At 64.3% G+C, this 17158-nt stretch carries 17 protein-coding genes; 7 read left to right on the top strand and 10 right to left on the bottom strand.

All coding sequences use genetic code 11. The annotated features are described in order from the left end of the window. Positions 1-5: 5 nt before the first annotated feature. The gene (locus C3B44_RS07835; RefSeq protein ID WP_108431888.1) at positions 6-1226 is read right to left on the bottom strand and encodes an NAD-dependent epimerase/dehydratase family protein; all 1221 of its coding nucleotides are present in this window, start codon (positions 1224-1226) and stop codon (positions 6-8) included. Positions 1227-1318: 92 nt separating this feature from the next. Further along, positions 1319-1678 (bottom strand): hypothetical protein, encoded by a 360-nt coding sequence (locus C3B44_RS07830; RefSeq protein ID WP_108431887.1) that lies wholly within the window; start codon positions 1676-1678, stop codon positions 1319-1321. Between the two features lie 18 nt (positions 1679-1696). On the opposite strand from C3B44_RS07830, the gene C3B44_RS07825 reads away from it, so the two are divergent. Next, the gene (locus tag C3B44_RS07825; protein WP_108431886.1) at positions 1697-2566 is read left to right on the top strand and encodes a patatin-like phospholipase family protein; all 870 of its coding nucleotides are present in this window, start codon (positions 1697-1699) and stop codon (positions 2564-2566) included. Positions 2567-2576: 10 nt separating this feature from the next. Here the strand turns inward: C3B44_RS07825 and C3B44_RS07820 are convergent, their stop codons facing one another. Together C3B44_RS07820 and C3B44_RS07815 are read right to left on the bottom strand one after the other, a co-directional pair. Further along, on the bottom strand, positions 2577-4208 hold the full coding sequence (locus tag C3B44_RS07820; RefSeq protein ID WP_108431885.1) for a peptide chain release factor 3: 1632 nt from the start codon (positions 4206-4208) through the stop codon (positions 2577-2579). A 134-nt stretch (positions 4209-4342) separates the two neighbouring features. Next, positions 4343-4741, bottom strand: coding sequence for a PepSY domain-containing protein (locus C3B44_RS07815; protein ID WP_108431884.1), 399 nt, complete (start codon positions 4739-4741; stop codon positions 4343-4345). 274 nt (positions 4742-5015) lie between these two features. Here C3B44_RS07815 and C3B44_RS07810 point away from each other — a divergent pair, with 274 nt between their 5' ends. Next, complete coding sequence (locus C3B44_RS07810) at positions 5016-5564, top strand: NADPH-dependent FMN reductase (RefSeq protein ID WP_108431883.1); 549 nt, start codon at positions 5016-5018, stop codon at positions 5562-5564. Between the two features lie 359 nt (positions 5565-5923). Here the strand turns inward: C3B44_RS07810 and C3B44_RS11670 are convergent, their stop codons facing one another. Continuing rightward, complete coding sequence (locus C3B44_RS11670) at positions 5924-6085, bottom strand: hypothetical protein (RefSeq protein WP_158268648.1); 162 nt, start codon at positions 6083-6085, stop codon at positions 5924-5926. A 179-nt stretch (positions 6086-6264) separates the two neighbouring features. Further along, complete coding sequence (gene pth / locus C3B44_RS07805) at positions 6265-6909, bottom strand: aminoacyl-tRNA hydrolase (protein ID WP_412841955.1); 645 nt, start codon at positions 6907-6909, stop codon at positions 6265-6267. Between the two features lie 282 nt (positions 6910-7191). Here pth and uriR point away from each other — a divergent pair, with 282 nt between their 5' ends. Genes uriR through C3B44_RS07780 form a run of 5 tightly spaced genes read left to right on the top strand, consistent with a single transcriptional unit; the run spans position 7192 to position 13317 of the window. Further along, positions 7192-8214 carry a transcriptional regulator UriR gene (uriR, locus tag C3B44_RS07800; protein WP_108431882.1) on the top strand — a complete coding sequence of 341 codons (1023 nt, stop codon included), beginning with the start codon at positions 7192-7194 and terminating at the stop codon, positions 8212-8214. After that, the gene (locus tag C3B44_RS07795) at positions 8211-9698 is read left to right on the top strand and encodes a sugar ABC transporter ATP-binding protein (protein ID WP_108431881.1); all 1488 of its coding nucleotides are present in this window, start codon (positions 8211-8213) and stop codon (positions 9696-9698) included. The genes uriR and C3B44_RS07795 overlap by 4 nt, the downstream gene beginning before the upstream one ends. Positions 9699-9701: 3 nt before the next feature. After that, positions 9702-10667 carry an ABC transporter permease gene (locus tag C3B44_RS07790; protein ID WP_199222423.1) on the top strand — a complete coding sequence of 322 codons (966 nt, stop codon included), beginning with the start codon at positions 9702-9704 and terminating at the stop codon, positions 10665-10667. A 13-nt stretch (positions 10668-10680) separates the two neighbouring features. Continuing rightward, entirely contained in the window at positions 10681-11610 is a 930-nt protein-coding gene (locus tag C3B44_RS07785) for a substrate-binding domain-containing protein (RefSeq protein ID WP_108431880.1), read from the top strand. 42 nt (positions 11611-11652) lie between these two features. Beyond that, entirely contained in the window at positions 11653-13317 is a 1665-nt protein-coding gene (locus C3B44_RS07780) for an FAD-binding dehydrogenase (protein ID WP_108431879.1), read from the top strand. Positions 13318-13463: 146 nt separating this feature from the next. On the opposite strand, the gene C3B44_RS07775 is transcribed toward C3B44_RS07780, so the two are convergent. The 4 genes from C3B44_RS07775 to C3B44_RS07760 all read right to left on the bottom strand — a co-directional run bounded on the left by C3B44_RS07775 (position 13464) and on the right by C3B44_RS07760 (position 17069). Next, a complete protein-coding gene (locus C3B44_RS07775; RefSeq protein ID WP_108431878.1) occupies positions 13464-14192 on the bottom strand; it encodes a maleylpyruvate isomerase family mycothiol-dependent enzyme in 729 nt (242 codons plus the stop codon). Next, on the bottom strand, positions 14192-15019 hold the full coding sequence (locus C3B44_RS07770; RefSeq protein WP_108431877.1) for a fumarylacetoacetate hydrolase family protein: 828 nt from the start codon (positions 15017-15019) through the stop codon (positions 14192-14194). The genes C3B44_RS07775 and C3B44_RS07770 overlap by 1 nt, the downstream gene beginning before the upstream one ends. Before the next feature lie 5 nt (positions 15020-15024). Then, a complete protein-coding gene (locus tag C3B44_RS07765) occupies positions 15025-16143 on the bottom strand; it encodes a cupin domain-containing protein (protein WP_108431876.1) in 1119 nt (372 codons plus the stop codon). Between the two features lie 149 nt (positions 16144-16292). Further along, positions 16293-17069 (bottom strand): IclR family transcriptional regulator, encoded by a 777-nt coding sequence (locus tag C3B44_RS07760; RefSeq protein WP_108432612.1) that lies wholly within the window; start codon positions 17067-17069, stop codon positions 16293-16295. Positions 17070-17158 lie beyond the last annotated feature (89 nt).

Below are 17158 nucleotides of genomic sequence, written 5' to 3'. Positions count from 1 at the left end.
CTCGCCTACTTCTGGAGCTCGGGCTCGCCGGCCGCGTTCTGCTTGGTCCACAGCGAGCGGGCCGGGATCTTAGAGGTATCGGCGCGATCGGCGTACTTCTTGGCGATGTCCTCAACCTCGTGCAAAAGCCCCTCGGCCAGCGTGGTCGGCTGGAGCCCGAGGTCCAAGAACGTCTCGTTAACGACGTGGAGCTCGTTCTCCGCGGACTCCTTGCGCGGATTCGGCACGTAGGCGACCTCGGCGCCGGAAATCTTGCCGATCAATTCAGCCAGATCGCGCACGCGGTGAGTCTCGGTCATCTGGTTGAAGATCTTCACCCGATCGCCGCGCTCCGGCGGGTTCTCCAGGGCGATCTCGATGCAGCGGACCATGTCGCGGATGTGGATGAACGCGCGGGTCTGGCCACCGGTGCCGTGGACGGTCAGCGGGTAGCCCACCGCCGACTGCATGAGGAAACGGTTGAGCACCGTGCCGTAGTCGCCGTCGTAGTCGAAGCGGTTGATGAGGCGCTCATCGCGGGCGGTCTGCTCGGTAGTGGTGCCCCAGATGATGCCCTGGTGCAGGTCAGTGATGCGCAGCTCGTCGTTCTTCGCGAAGAACGCGAACAGCGTCTGATCCAGCACCTTCGTCATGTGATACATCGAGCCCGGATTGGTGGGGTAGAGGATCTCCAGATCGATCGGGTGCGGCTTCGTGGCGTTGCCGTTCTCGTCCTCGTCGGAGGTGACCTGGATCTTCAGGTAGCCCTCCGGGATCTTCATCCCGGCGGTGCCGTAGCCGTAGACACCCATGGTGCCCAGGTGCACGACGTGGATATCCAGCCCCGACTCGACGATCGCGGTGAGCAGGTTATTCGTGGCGTTGGTGTTGTTATCGACGGTGTAGCGCTTCGTCGTCGAATTCTTCATGGAGTACGGCGCGGCGCGCTGCTCGGCGAAATGCACGACGGCATCCGGGCGCTGCGTGTTTAAGAAGTCCAGCAGCGCGTCATAGTCCTTCGCGACATTCAGGTTCACAAACCCGATCTCCTTGCCGCTGACTTCCTTCCACGCGGCCAGGCGCTCATCGATGGATGCGATCGGGGTGAGAGATTCCGCACCGAGTTCGGCATCGATAGCACGGCGAGACAGGTTGTCGACGATCGTGACATCATGGCCCTGGTCCGACAGGTACAAAGAGGCAGGCCAACCGCAGAAGCCGTCGCCGCCGAGAATCGCAACCTTCACTGCTCATACTCCCAACATTGTGAATTAGGTCCGAATTTTCATGGTAGCGAATAACTACAAACTTCACCGGATGAACAGCGAAGCCACCTTCGCTACTCGACGACCACAGCCAGCGAGCCCAGCTGATGCTCCGAAGGTGCGACCTCCCACGTGGCGATGTCCGCACACGCCTCAGGCACCAGCGGGATGATCCACCCGTGATCCGGGTCCAACACGATCTTCTGGACCTTCGTGACCGGCACGAACGTCGTGCGCCGGCCGGGTCCGCGCAGTTGGAGGGGGATGCGGTCGGCGGCGGCGTCGATAAGCGCCCGCAGCCCGGTGGTATCCATGCTGCACACCACGAGCTCGCCGGCGGTGCGCACGTGCAGGGCGTCGACGTCGGCGATCCGGGCGGTCTTCGGCAGGCGGGGCAGGCGCTCACCGGCGAAAAGGCGGTCGAAAAGTCCCATATCTGTAGGGTAGGGGGTGTGATGGACGCTCGCGATACAGCCCTGGTGATCGAAGGAGGGGGACTGCGCGGCGCCTATATCGCGCCGGTGATCGCCCGCCTCATCGAAGAAGACGTGCAGTTCGGGTGGGTCGGCGGGGTCTCGGCCGGGGCGAGCCACACCATCAACATACTCAGCCGGGACGCCGGGCGCGCCGAGGCGTCGTTTACCACCCTCGCCGCGCACCGCGAGTTCGGCGGGTGGGGATCTTTTCTGCGCGGGCGCGGTTACTTCAACGGCGAGTTCATCTACGAACGCTCCCACGAGAGCGCGCTTCCCCTAGATGAGCAGGCGTTTTATGAGAACCCCGCGGAGATGCACATCGAGACGGTGCGCTCCGATACCGCCGAGACCATCGCCTTCAACCGTGCCGATGTCACCGAGACGACAAAACTCATGAAGATGGTGCGCGCCTCGTCCACCCTGCCGGGGTTCATGCGCCCGCTCGTGCGCGACGGGGTGCGCTACTTCGACGGCGCGCTGGGCTATTCGGGAGGCTTGCTTATCGACGCCGCCCGCCGCGCCGGATACGACAAAATCTGCGTGATCGCCACCCGCCCGCGCGAGTATGCGAAAAGCCCGGTCAAATACCCCCAATTGGTGCGTCGCGTGCTGCGCCGGGAACCGGCGATCGCGCAGGCGGTGATCGATCGTCCGGCCCGCTACAACCAGTCGAAACGCCAGGTCTTAGACCTCGAGGAGAAGGGCATCGCGCAGGTGTTCTTCCCGGAGTCGATGCCGATTACTTCGGGGGAGAAGAAGCTCGCCCGCCTGCAGGCCGCCTACCGCCAGGGCCGCGCGCAGTTCGAGCGCGAGTGGCCGCAGTGGCGGGAGTTTCTGGGCGGTTAGTTAGGTTAGCTTAGTCCGCGATCAGCGGTTCGATGGTGAGATCGGGGTTTTCGCGCTCGATGAAGGCGAGCTTCCACTTGTCGCCGAAGAGGGCGATGAGCTCGCCGTCGGTACGCGTGAAGATCTCGACGCCGCGCTGACGCCCCAGCTCCGCGGCCGAATCGGCATCCGTACGCCGGGCCACGGAGTAGGGGATCGGTTCGGTGACGGTCTCGACGTTGTACTCGACCTCCATGCGGGCCTGCATGACGTCGAACTGCATCGGGCCGACCGCCGCCATGACGGGGTTGGCGTCGCCGCGGGCGTCGTTACGCAAAATCTGCACGACGCCTTCGGCATCCAGCTGCTCGAGGGCCTTGCGGAACTGCTTGTACTTACCCAGCGACTGCGCGCGCAGCACCCGGAAGTGCTCGGGCGCGAACTGCGGCATGGGCGGGAACTGGATTTTGCGGCCGGCGTAGATCGTATCGCCCGGGGCTAAGGCGCCCGCGTTGACGAGGCCAATGATGTCGCCGGGGTATGCGATCTCGACGGTGTCGCGGGTGCGGCCGAAGACGGTGAGGGCGTATTTCGTCGAGAAGCTGCGTCCCGACTGCGCGTGCGTGACCTGCATGCCGCGCTCGAACTCGCCGGAGACCACGCGCATGAACGCCAGCGTGTCGCGGTGCTTACGGTCCATGCCCGCCTGCACCTTGAACACCACGCCGGAGAACTCGGAGTCGAGGGCGCGCTCGGTATCCATGGCGGTGGTAGAGGCCTCGACGGCCTTCGGGTCCGCCTCCCGCGGGCGCGGCGGCGGGGCGATGGCACACAAGGTATCCAGGATCTGGTGCACGCCGAAGTTGAGCATCGCGGAGGCGAAGATTAGCGGGGAGGACTCGCAGCTTTCGAAGAGCTCCTCGTCGTGCAGCGCTCCATCGGCGGCGAGCAACTCGGCCTCCTCGACGGCGGTCTCCCACGCATCTTCCTCGCGCTCGGCGGCCTCGTCGGGGGTGTAGTGCTCCTCCCCGGCGATGGTGGCGCCGCCGGCGGTGCGCTCGAAGTGTATGTAGCTGTCGACCTCGCCGTCGTCATCGACATGCGCGAGGCCCCGGAAATCGCCAGCCTCACCGACCGGCCAGTACAGCGGGGTGGGCTGGAGGCCGATCTCGGTGACGATCTCGTCGACCAGCTCCAGCGGCTCCCGGCCGACGCGGTCCCACTTGTTGATCACCGTGATAATCGGCAGACCGCGCGCCTTGCACACGCGGAACAGCTTCAGCGTTTGCGGCTCGAGGCCCTTGGCGGCGTCGATAAGCATGACCGCCGCATCCACCGCCGAGAGCACGCGGTAGGTGTCCTCGGAGAAGTCGGAGTGGCCCGGGGTATCGACGAGGTTAATCATGTACGGCTCACCCTCGTGGCCGTCTGGCTGGTACTCGAACTGCAGCGCCGAGGACGCGATGGAGATGCCGCGGTCTTTCTCCATGTCCATCCAGTCCGAGACCGTCGATTTCCGGCCCGCCTTGCCGTGCGTGGCGCCCGCCTCGGTGATGATGTGGGCGTGCAGCGCCAACGCCTCCGTCAGGGTGGACTTACCGGCATCCGGGTGGGCGATGACGGCGAAGGTGCGGCGGCGGGCGGCTTCGGTGGCGGTGCTCATAAGCCCCTTATCGTAGCGCCGCAAGGTGGCTGCGGGGCAATCGGTTTGCTTCGCGACGGGTATCCGTCTCTCCAATTTAAAAAGGAAGACGAAAAGAAAAAGACCCCGCGCGAGGCGGGGCCGGTGGTGCTTCCTTAATTATCGAAGTCCTTCTGCAGGATGTCGCCGGAGACAGCGTCGATGTCGTACTCGTACTCAGACTGGTTGACGTCGAACTCGATCTCCCACATCTGGACTCCGTCATCCTGGTCGAGCTCGGAGCGATCCCACTGGGTGACATCCTCGCGGGTCACACCGGCATCGTCCAGGGCGATCTGCTCAGCCTCGTCCTGGCTGAGGGTCTCGGCAGAGCTCTGGTCCTGGCTCTGATCCTGCGTCTGGTCCTGGTTCTGATCCTGGGGCTGGCTCTGCTCGTTGGTCTGCTGGTTGGACTGCTCATTCTGTGCCGGGGCGTTGTCCTGGCCCCCGCAGGCGACGAGCGCGAAGCCAGCGGCCGCGGCGACAGCGGTCATAGTGAGCTTGCGGTTGAGCATTGTGTTGCTACTCCTTACTCGGCACGTCTTCTCTGTGACGCACCGTTCGCGGGAGCCGGTTAGGTGGTCATGTTCACCGCGTCCGGCAGGTACGTCATCCACTATAAAGGTTGAAGTTGCACGTAGAAAAGCGTGTGTGGCCTGTAGGAATAAGAAAAATCTTCTCTACAGCCGTTATGAGCAGAGGATGAACGGATGATGAAGGAAGTTTAATCTGGCCGCGTATCGGTAGGGTGGGCTCACCAAGAAGCACTGTCTACAGAAAGGTTGAGCCATGACGGAGTCGACCATCGGAGTTTTCGTCGGCAGCGTGCGCGAAGGCCGCGCCGGTGAGCAGGTACGCGACTGGATCGTCGAGGCCGCCAAGGAGCGCGATATTGAATACCGCGTGATTGACCTCGTGGATCACGTCCTGCCGCTGATGTCGGCGGCGATCCCGCCGGCAGCCGCGAACAAGACCTACGACGACGAGCACGTCACCCGCTTCTCCCAGGCGATCGACGAGTGCGACGGCTTCTTGTTCGTCACCCCGGAGTACAACCACAGTGTTCCAGGCCCGATGAAGAACGCGTTTGACTCACTCGGCGGCGAGTGGGTGGGCAAGCCCGTCGCCTTTGTCAGCTATGGCGCAGAGGGCGGCGTGCGCGCGGTGGAGGCGTGGCGGCCGGCCGTCGCCAACCTGTACATGCCGCAGGCCCGTGCGCAGATCGCCCTGCGTTTGGCCACTGACTTCGGTGACAACGGGCTCGAGCCCGAGGCGCACCAGGGCGAGCAGCTCACCAAGACGCTCGACGAGCTGGAAAAGCTGGTCGGTAACCACTAGGGGTTCTGGGCGTGGCGGGTGTACCTGCTGCGCGAACTGCTTGAGGCGTCGGTTGGGGGTCCGTATTCGTATGGTGCGGTAGCGCTGGTCGAAAGCAGGGCTATAGAAAGGAGTGTTCGTTTCGACCGCGCGAGACTCGTTTATATGGGGGTGATTTCGACCAGGCGTGCGAACGCAATACCGCTGTATGTCGACTAGGCTGCCTATCCCTCCGCGACCTGCTGTGCAGCGCGCGTCCCCGAAGCGCCCGCCCAAGAAAACACCCACGAAAACACCTCCCCCTCACCCGGAGGCCTGGACCAGCATCCGGATAAGGGGGAGGTGCGAAAACTCAAGACGGCAGACGATGCCAGAAGGGATTAGTCTTCCCAGTCGTCCCGATCGTCGTCGTAGCCGAAAGAGTCATCGGTGGTGTCGGCGATGGTGTTGTTGATGGGCAGCGAGGAACCGCGCGGGGCGACGCCACCGAAGAAGGCGGTCACCGCGGCAATCACGGAGGCGATAATGGGCTGGATGTTCATGGTGTTCTCTGTTCGGAGTAGGGGAGGGGGTTGTGGCACCTGCGGGATCAAGTATCGGTACCGAAACTAAGTGCATACCCCGCACCTGCTCCTGGCAAGCGCCCACACAACCCGCCTACGAACAGTCATCCCACCGGGCAGCGCGAATGACGCCTCCGTGGACTGGGCATGAGGTTTTCTCATTTACGGCGTCCGTGAATCTGATTCTGAGCTCTCGATAAGCCCTCCGTAACTACGAGATGGGCACCTTCCGCCGCGTTCTCGAAGGCCTGCTCGAAGCGTTCCTTCTCATTGCCCAGCGGGGAGAGGACGTAGTCGGGAACCTTCATCCCCTTAGGTGGCCGGGAGATGCCAATGCGCACCCGCACATAATCCCGCGTGCCGAGGTGCTGCGTAATCGACTTCAACCCGTTATGTCCGTTTTCATTGCCGCCCTTCTTCAGTCGCACGGTCCCGGCGGGCAGGTCCAGCTCGTCGTGGATGACCACCACGTGCTCCGGGGCGATGCCGTACTTCTCGACGACCGCCCGCACCGCCTCGCCCGAGAGGTTCATAAACGTCTGTGGCTTAATCACCACGGCTTCCTCCGTTGCGGCCGCCTCGGCCTGAAATCCCGGCACGGCAGAAAACTCGCCGGCCAGCCGGTCGGCCGCGAGAAAACCCACGTTATGACGCGTCAACTCATACTGGGGTCCTGGATTGCCCAAGCCCACAATTAGCCACGACGCCTCCTCGGGTAAAGCCGCAGCCGAGTGGGAAGACTGCTCGGATGAACGGTGGAAAACACGGCGCAGAATATCCGGAAGTCGAAACACAAACCCCAGTCTGGCACATACCATGGCCCTATGAATGCGCTCAGCAAACTGGCCGCCGGCAGACTCGGGTTTCTCGCCGCGTAAAAACCGCTGAGCTCGTTGAAGTCGGCGGCGGAGATCGTCGACAAGCTTGTCCACCAGCTATGAGTCCTACCTAACACTGACATGTCCCCGGTGGCCTGAGGCATTGACGGCGCGGAACTCTGCGCGCTACGCTTGTGCAAACGATTGCAGCAAACGATTGCACGTGCGTTGACCACGTCATTCTCAACGAGCCGCAAAGGCGGAATCATGGACAGAGATGCGCAGCGCGCCACGCTCAAAGACGTCGCCGAGGCTGCCGGCACGTCCATCTCCACGGCCTCGCGGGCGCTGTCGGGAAACCCAGCGGTGGCGCCGGCCACCCGCGCACGCATCCAACGCATCGCCACCGAGATGGGGTATCGGCCGAACGCTCAAGCCCAAGCGCTGCGCAGGTCCTTTACGAACACCATCGGGGTCGTCGTGCCCAGCCTCATCAACTACTACTTCGCCTCCATGGTCACCGCGATCCAGCGCGAAGCTAGCGCGGCGGGGCTTTCCACGATCATCGCCAACAGTCAGGAACGCTCGGACACCCTCGCCGATGCACTCCAAGTATTCGCCGACCAACGCGTCGACGGCATCATCTGCGTGCCACACGAGGGTTGCTCTCGCCGGCTGCTCGGGATGTATCGCTCGGGTATGCCGATCGTGCTCATCGACCGCGAGCTCGAAGGTTCCACCATCCCCACGATCACATCCGATGCCGCCGCCTCCATCGCCGAGGCCGTCGGCATATTCAGCGATGCAGGCGCACAGCCCATCGGGTATCTCTCTGGGCCCATGGAAACCTCCACGGGGCGTAGCCGCCTCGAGGCTTTCCGCCGCGCCTGCGCGGAGCTCGGCATAGGCGAACAACGCGTGTTTCTCGGCGGCTATACCCAAGAGCGTGGCCGGTGCGGCGCCAGCGAACTTATCGACGCCGGATGCCGAGCGCTGCTGGCCGGGGATTCCATGATGACCATCGGCGTCATCGAGGAGTGTCACCGCCGCGGACTCGTCATCGGCCACGACCTCGAGGTCATCGGGTTCGATACGCAACCACTCTTTCAGCTACAACCGCGACCGATCATGGTCATCGACCAGCACGTCGACGAAATGGCCACCCGCGCCTTTCACGCCTTAGACGGCATGATCCACGGCAAAACCCCAAAACCTCTGCGCGGTTTTAGTGCCACGACGCTTTTTACACCCGCAGCGCACAACCCCACCCACCCTGGAGGTGAACCATGAGTCAGAAGCCGATCCTGGAGCTGAAACACGTCAGCAAGTCCTTCGGCCCGGTCAACGTCATCGACGATGTCTCCGTCGCGGTGTATCCGGGCTCCGTGCAGGCCTTGCTCGGCGAAAACGGCGCCGGCAAGTCCACCATCATCAAAATGATGGCCGGCGTCCACCAGCCCGATTCCGGCGAGATCCTCATCGACGGCCAACCCACCAAGCTAGCGACGACCCGGGATGCCGAAGCCCACGGCATCGCCACCATCTACCAGGAACTCAACCTGGTTCCCTCGCTCTCGGTGGCGGAGAACATCATGCTGGGCCGAACCCCGCACACCGGGGGAATCGTCAACTTCTCCCAGCTGCGCGAGAAAGCCCAAAAAGCACTCGATTTCATCGGCCTGGACGTGGACCTCGACGCCACGGTCGGCGAGCTCGGCCTGGCTCGCCAACAGCTCGTCGAGATCGCCAAGGCCCTGAGCATGGATGCCCGCCTGTTGATCCTCGACGAGCCCACCGCAGCACTCACCGGCAACGAGATCGACCAGCTCTTCCGCGTCGTCGACGACCTCAAGGCCCGCGGCGTGGGCATGGTCTTCATCTCCCACCACCTCGACGAGATCGCCCGCATTGCCGATTCCGTCAGCGTGCTTCGCGACGGCCACTTCGTCGCCGAAGTCAGCGCCGACACCGCCGAAGACGAGTTCGTGCGCCTCATGGTCGGCCGGGACATCGACGACAGATACCCGCGTAAGGCCAGTGCCCCCGGAGGGGTGCTGTTGAACGTCGATAAGCTCTCGAGCGCCGGGAAGTTCCGCGATATTTCTTTGCAGGTGCGCGCCGGTGAGGTCGTCGGCATCGCCGGGCTGGTCGGCGCGGGACGCACGGAGGTTATCCGTGCCATTGTCGGCGCCGATCCTTATGACTCCGGCACGATCACCGTGCGCGATAAGCAGTTGCGCAAGGGTGATGTCGCCGCCGGTATCCGCGCCGGCATCGGGCATGTGCCGGAAGACCGCAAGAACCAAGGGCTCATCCTGGATGCGAGCGTCAGCGACAATATCGGACTTGCCACCCTGCGCTCTTCGGCGCGCGCCGGGCTCGCCGACCGGAAGGGGCAGCGCCGGCGTGCCGAGACCGTCGCCGAGCGACTCCGCATCCGCATGGCTGACAGCGCCCAGCTCATCCGCAACTTATCCGGCGGCAACCAACAAAAGGCCGTGTTCGGCAAATGGGTGATGGCCGAGTCCACGGTGTTGCTTCTCGACGAACCCACCCGCGGCGTCGACGTCGGCGCCAAAGTCGAGATCTACACCATCATCAACGACATCACCGCCCAGGGAGGCGCGGTGCTCATGGCCTCGTCGGATCTGCCGGAGGTACTCGGCATGTCGGACCGGGTCCTGGTCATGTCCGGCGGGCGGATCGCCGGCGAGCTTGACCCGACCGCTACCCAGGACGACGTGATGTCCCTGGCTGTCTCGAAGGAACGTTAGTTCATGTCTACTGCTCAGAAGTCTTTCAGCCCCCGCAGCATCGGAAACTGGATGCTCAACAACGGGGCACTGGTCGGCCTGATCGTGCTGGTGATCATCCTGGCGATCGCCGCGCCGGCGTTTTTGACCATCGACAACGTCATCAACGTTGGCGTGCAGGCCGCCGCGATCGCGATTATCGCCTTCGGCATGACCTTCGTCATCGTCACCGGCGGCATTGACCTCTCCGTCGGCGCGGTGGCCGCGCTCGGCGGCATGGTCTCCGCCTTCATGTGGGCCGAGGCCGGACTGCCCGGCTGGGTGACTTTGATCCTCGGGCTGCTCGTCGGTGTGCTCTCGGGCGCGATCGTGGGGCTATCGATCGCCTATGGGAAGCTCCCGGCCTTCATCGCTACGTTGGCGATGATGTCGATCACCCGCGGGCTCACCCTGGTGATCTCCGAAGGCTCGCCCATCGCAAGCTCCAGCGGTGTCAACTGGATGGGCGCCGACTTCGGGCCAGTGCCGGTGCCCATCATCATGATGGTGCTCGCGGGGCTTTTGTGCTGGTTCATCCTCTCGCGCACCGTGCTGGGGCGGTCGATGTATGCCCTCGGCGGCAACATGGAAGCCGCCCGCCTGTCGGGGCTGCCGGTGCGCCGCATCCTCATCAGCGTCTATGCGCTCTCCGGGCTTTTCGCCGCGTGGGCTGGCCTCGTCATGACGGCTCGGCTCTCGTCCGCGCAGCCCAATACCGGCATGGGCTACGAGCTCGACGCGATCGCCGCCGTGGTCATCGGCGGCGCCTCCCTGGCCGGCGGGCGCGGCGGGGCCTGGGGCACGTTTGTTGGTGCGATTTTGCTCGCGGTCATCCGCAACGGGTTGAACCTGCTCAACGTCTCTTCCTTCTGGCAGCAGATCGTCATCGGCCTCGTCATCGCCGCCGCGGTGGGCTTCGATGTCATCCGCAACAAGACCCTGTCGCAGTAGGAGGACGCCGGTCATGAAACTCAGGAAAACGGTCGCCATCGCCGCGCTGGCAGCCACCGCGTTCACCGCTTCTGCCTGCGGCCAGGCGGGCACCGGGGAAGACGAGATCACCCTCGCGCTGTCGACCCAGACGAATCCCTTCTTCGTCCAGGTTCGCGACGGTGCGCGCGAGCGTGCCGAAGAACTCGGCGTCCAGCTCAACGTCCAAGACGCCGGCGATGACGCCCTGATGCAGGCCGACCAGCTGGGCAACGCCGCCGCTATGGGTGCGGGTGTCGTGGTGGTCAACCCCGTGGATTCCGACGCCGTCGGCAACTCCGTGATCGCCTTAAACCAGGAGGACATCCCGGTTATCGCCGTCGACCGCACGTCGAATGGCGGCGAGCTGACCTCTTATGTGGCCAGCGACAACATCGACGGCGGCCAGCAGGCCGCCGATGTACTGGCGGAGGCGATCGGCGAGCAGGGCAAGGTCATTATCCTGCAGGGCATCCCGGGTTCGTCCTCCTCGCGCGATAGGGGAGAGGGCTTTCGCAGCCGCATCGCCGAGTACCCGGGCATCGAGGTCGTGGCCCAGCAGACCGCGAGCTTCGATCGGACGGAAGGCCTCGACGTGGCCACCAACCTGCTGCAGGCTCATCCGGACGTCGACGCTATCTTCGCGGAAAACGACGAGATGGCGCTCGGCGCGATCGAGGCTGCCGGGGCCCGCGCGGGCGAGGAGATCGCGATCGTCGGCTTCGATGGCACCGACGAAGGCCTCGCCGCCGTCGAGGAGGGCACCATGACCGCCACCATCGCCCAGCAGCCTTGGCAGCTCGGGGTCCAGGCAGTCGAGCAGGGCAAAAGGCTTCTCGACGGCCTACCCGTCGCCGACGTCGTGCCCGTCGCCGTGGTGCCCGTGACCGCACAGAACGTCGCGGAGTTCCTTCCCAAGGACTAAAACCCGTGACGTGGGACACAATGCTGCGGTAGGTTGAAAACCATGAGCGAAGCGGATGTCATCATTGTCGGTGCCGGACTCGCCGGACTCGTCGCGGCCTACGAGGCGGCGAAGGGCGGCCGGCGCGTCACCGTGCTGGATCAGGAAAACCGGGCCAACCTGGGCGGCCAGGCGTTCTGGTCGCTCGGCGGGCTCTTCCTCGTCGGCTCCCCGGAGCAGAAGCTCATGGGGGTCAAAGACACCGAGGAGCTCGCCTGGCGCGACTGGGCCAACTCGGCCGATTATGATGACGCCGACAACGACAACTGGCCAAAGAAATGGGGCCACGAATACGTGCGCTTCGCCGCCAACGAGAAGCGCGACTACCTCAGGGAGCTGGGGCTACGGTTGGTGCCCACAGTCGGCTGGGCCGAACGCGGCTCCGGCGACGCCTCCGGCCACGGCAACACCGTGCCGCGCTTCCACCTCACCTGGGGCACCGGCCCGGAGGTCGTGCGCATCTTCCGTGAGCCCCTGGAGAAGTTCGAGGCCGAAGGTCGCGTCGAGTTCCGCTTCCGGCACCGCGTCGATGAGTTAAAGCTTGTCGACGGCCACGTCACCGGCGTCACCGGGGCCGTCTTAAAACCCAGTGATGCGGTGCGCGGGGCGGAGTCGTCACGCGAGGTCGTCGACGCCTTCGACCTAGACGGCCGCGCCGTGGTGGTGACCTCGGGCGGCATCGGCGGCAACCTGGATTTGGTGCGCCGCAGCTGGCCGACCGAGCGGTGGGGTGATGCGCCCGAGGACCTCGTGATCGGGGTGCCCAATTATGTCGACGGGCGCATGCTGGAGATCTCGCAGGATGCCGGAGCGAACCTGGTCAACACTGATCGGATGTGGCACTACCCGGAGGGCATGCAGAACTGGGACAGCATCTGGCCGACGCATGGTATCCGCATCATCCCGGGGCCGTCGTCGCTGTGGCTCGATGCCGAAGGCCAGCGCCTTCCCACCCACCTCATCCCGGGCGGCGACAACCTGGCGGCGCTCTCTCACATCGGCCGCACCGGGTACGGGTACTCCTGGTTCCTGCTCAACCAGACGATCGCGTCGAAGGAATTCATGTTCTCCGGCTCGGAGCAGAACCCAGATCTGACGGATAAGTCGTGGCGGAAACTCGCCAGCAAGGTCGGCCCAGGCCTGCACCCAGCGGTGCAGAACTTCATGGACTACGGCGAAGACTGGGTGGTGGCCGATTCCTTCGACGAGCTGGTCGCCGGCATGAACGAGCTGGTGGGCGACGACGCCCCGCAGATCGACGCCGAGGCGCTGCGCAGAACCGTCGAGGACCGCGATATGCAGCTAGACAACAAGTTCTCGAAGGGCGCCCAGATCAACTACATCCGTACCGCGCGCAACTACTTAGGCGATCGCATCGTGCGCTGCGCGCCGCCGCATAAGCTTCTCGATCCCAAGCACGGCCCGCTCATCGCCGTTCGCCTGCGGGCGCTGACCCGCAAGACTCTCGGCGGTATCGAAACGGATCTCTCCGGCCAGGCGCTGCGCAGCGACGGTACCCCGCTGCCGGGCCTGTACGCTGCCGGTGAGGTGTCCGGATTTGGTGGCGGAGGCATGCACGGCAAGAACGCGCTGGAAGGGACGTTCCTCGGTGGATGTATCCACTCGGGCAAGCGCGTCGGGGAGGCGCTGGCGCGCGAGCGTGGGTGAAACGGCGCCACACCACCGTCACGATGATGGATTCCGCTGCCGGGGCCTCTATCACCCCAGCCCGCCTTTCCGCTCATCGCTAAGCACCCCGCAAAGAAAAACCCCGGCAGGAGCCTACAGGCGTCCCACCGGGAGTGTTTTCGTATTTAGAGCCAGCGCGGTGGCTCGGGGGCATCGGCGTTGACGCCGGCGCCGCCACGCCCGGAAGCCCAGCGGGCAAGCCCCGTCAATGTGCCGGTGACCTCGGTTTCTTCGTGGCCCTCCGTGACGGCCCAGCGTTCGCCGGTCTCGGAGTTGACGAGGACGAGGCCGTCGCCAAGCTCTCTCTTGCGCCACTTGCCCACGATCTCCGGCACCAAAGTCGCCAGCACCACGTGCGGGATGTCGGAGAAACGGCCGTTGACGTCGAGGTCGACTGCGTGCAGCCACACCTCGCGGGTGCGCATCCACAGCGTCTCAGACATCGGGACCGTGCGCCCCTGCGCCGTTTTCACCTCGGCGTCCCAGGCCTCCCGCGGGCAGTCCCGCCACGCGACGTTCAGCTGGACGACGGAGTGGCTGTGCAGGTTGCGCAGCGCCCCCGGCGGCAGGGTCGCGCCGCGGGCGATCTCCTCACCGCGCGCCTTCGGCGAGGAATACATCGGGGTTTCCACGCCGGTGCTTGCCCAGTTGACCAAGTTCACCAAGGCGCGCGCGTTGTAGCCGACATGCGCCACGAGGTAGAAGCGATCCCAGTCGGGCAGCAGCGTGGGCTCGCCGAAGTCCTCGTTGTCGATGTGGGCAAGCTGCCCGGAAAAGTACGAGGTGCCCCGGTTGACGATCTGTAGCCGCTCGTCAATGGACAGGTCGTGAAAGGACTGTGCGGTTTCCGCCATTACTCGAACACCGTCTTGTTGGCGATGTGGCCCAGGCCGTCGATCTCCACCTTCACGGTCTCGCCATCGCCGATGTAGCGCTTCGGGTCGCGGGCATGGCCCACCCCGCCCGGGGTGCCGGTGACGATTACGTCGCCCGCATCCAGCGGGTAGATGCGCGAGATGTACTCGATGAGCTGCTCGGGGCCGAAGACGAGATCGTCGGTCGGGGTGGACTGGACCTTCTCGTCCTCCAGGTAGGTGGCCAGCTCGCCGCCGAAGGTGAAGTCCTCCTTGGTGGTCAGCCACGGGCCGAAGCCGGCGGACTTCTCGAAGGACTTGCCCTGGTGCCACTGCAGGGTGCGGTACTGGTAGTCGCGCATGGTGTAGTCGTTCATGACGGCGTAGCCGGCGATGTGCTCACCGGCATCAGCGGCCTTGACGCGGCGGGCGCGCTTGGAGATGACGACGGCCAGCTCACCCTCCCAATCCAGCGCGGAGTTCGCGTACTCAGGGACCACGACGTCGTCATAAGGGCCGACCAGCGCGTCCGGGAACTTGATGAACAGGGTCGGAACCTCCGGCAGGTTGCGGCCCATCTCCTTGATGTGGTTGGCGTAGTTCAAGCCCACGCAGATGATCTTCTTCGGCGCGGGGACGACGGCATCCAGGTCCTCCTTGGCAAATTCCACGGCCTCGCCTGCAGCCTTCTCGGCGATCTCCTGCCAGTTGTCCTCCTGCAGGAGCTCACCGACGTTGGCGTAGCCGTCGATGGCGACGGCGGAGTTCTCGGATTCGACGCGGGCGGCGACGGTGGAGCCGTCGACACGAAGAGTTGCAAGACGCATAGTTTCTAAATTCCTTCCGGGGTAAAAGTACGTGCAAGACCGAGTTTCTCGAAGATCGGGTGATCCGAGAAACAGAATAGATCGACGCCGTCAGCGCCAGCCACGATGTGCCACTGCTGCCACGACGGCACGACCGTCATGTCGCCCTGGCTGAGCTCGAAGACCTTCTCACCGATGGTGATGGTGGCCGTGCCTTCGAAGACCTGGAAGACCCGGGAGCCGACCTCCTGCACCGGGATGGTTTGGGCCTCAGGCCGCAGGCGGTGGAACTCGGCGCGCACCGTGTTCATCACGTCCGCGCCGTTGGTCGGGTTGGAGTAGCGAATAGCGGCATGGCCTGGGCTGACAACCCCTGGGTAGCCCTCGTTTTCGAGAGCGAGCTGTTCGTTGAGCGCGGCATCGGTGTGCTCCCAGGCGAAGCGGCCGATCGGGGAGAACTCCGACTCGCCCGGGTAGGAGACGGGGCGCAAGCTCGGGTGCGCCCACAGCCGCTCCATGCGGGAGTAGTCGGGGGTGCCGTCGTCGGTAATCTTCTCCGAGCCATACTCGAAGAAACCGGTGTCCATGACGTGCTGGAACGGGATATCCAAACCGTCGATCCAGATCATCGGCTCCGTCGCGATGTTATGGTGGCCGTGATAAGCCCAGCCCGGGGTGATGAGGAAGTCACCACGCTTCATGGGCACCGCGTCGCCATTGACGACGGTCCACACGCCCTCGCCTTCGGTGACAAAGCGGAAGGCGTTCTGCGAGTGGCGGTGCTCCGGAGCGTTCTCCCCGGGGCCGAGGTACTGGATCGCCGCCCACAGGGTCGGAGAGACGTACGGGTTGCCTCCGAGGCCCGGGTTACACCGGCCGATGGCGCGCCGCTCGCCGCCGCGGCCGACGGGAACCAGCTCGCCGGCCTGCTCGGCGACCTTCGACAGCTGCGACCAATCCCACTTGTGTGCCACGGCCTCTGGGGTGGGCTCGTTGGGCATCAGGTTCCCGATGGTGCGCCATAAGGGGAGGGTGTGCAGGCCCTCCATCTCCTTATACATCTCATCGAGGCGTGCCTGTTCTTCCGGAGTGGGCTCCGGAACCTCAAACTCGACGTGTTTGTTTGAGTAGTCAGTCTCACTCATGGACTAAACCTCCTGTAGGGGTGTCAACGACAACCTGGGGTTGTGAGGACGACCATAACTGCGGCCGCAGCGTGACTCAAAGAACTTCCGTTATGTGGAATATGCTTGCCGACGGGGGCAGCGCTACCCCCTCCCGGGTGAGTGCGGGGCTAGGAAAAGGTGGTGGGTCGGAAATTCTGTAGCGAGCGATTGAGGTCTCTGACGTGCCGCATCAGAACCTCGGCGCAGCGGTGATAGACGCGGTTGAAGCGGTTCGTCGGGGCCGTCACCGTCACCGCGCCGAGCGTGTCGCCGAGATCGTTGCGCAGGCAGGCGCCTACACCCGAGACGTCGGCTTCGTACTGGCCGTTGTTGATCGCGAACCCGTGCTGGCGCGAACGGTTCAGCGTCCGGCGCAGGTCATCGAACTCGTGATCCGGCAGCGCAGGGTATAAAGCGCGCAGCTCGCTGGCGGAATGCTCCGCCAACATGATGAGCCCGCCGGAATTTTGATGGGCCGGCAGCACCTGGCCGCGCCGCGAACCCACCCGCACCGACTGGGTGCCGTCGACCGTATGCAAGAAGTGGGTCTTGTTCTCCACGAGCACGGTCAGATGCGAGGTCTCCTCGGTCTCGGTGGACAGTGCCTGCATAAACGGTTCCGCGGTGGCGATGAGCTCGTGTCCTACACCGGGGCGCAAACTCGAGGTGGTCAGCGATGGTCCCGGCAAATATGCGCGCGCTTCACTACGGATGGCGAAGCCGCGATAGACGAGCATGGCCAGCGAGCGATGCGCCGTGGACTGGGAGACGCCGAGCATCTCTGCGGCGCGGGAGACGGTGAGCGTGCCTTCGTCGCGAAGCAGCAACGCAAGCATCAGTGCCATGTCGACCGACTGTAAGTAATCCCGCGGCGGAGGCCCGTGGGTGGGTCCGATATGGATCATGATCACACCTTCCGCTATGTGGAATACTTTTGATTGTAACCCCGGTCACGCAGAAGATGTGAATATGGCTGGAACAACAATTACTGGAT

The sequence above is a fragment of the Corynebacterium yudongzhengii genome (assembly GCF_003065405.1).
Taxonomy (GTDB): domain Bacteria; phylum Actinomycetota; class Actinomycetes; order Mycobacteriales; family Mycobacteriaceae; genus Corynebacterium; species Corynebacterium yudongzhengii.
This window is presented reverse-complemented; position numbering and strand designations above follow the sequence as displayed.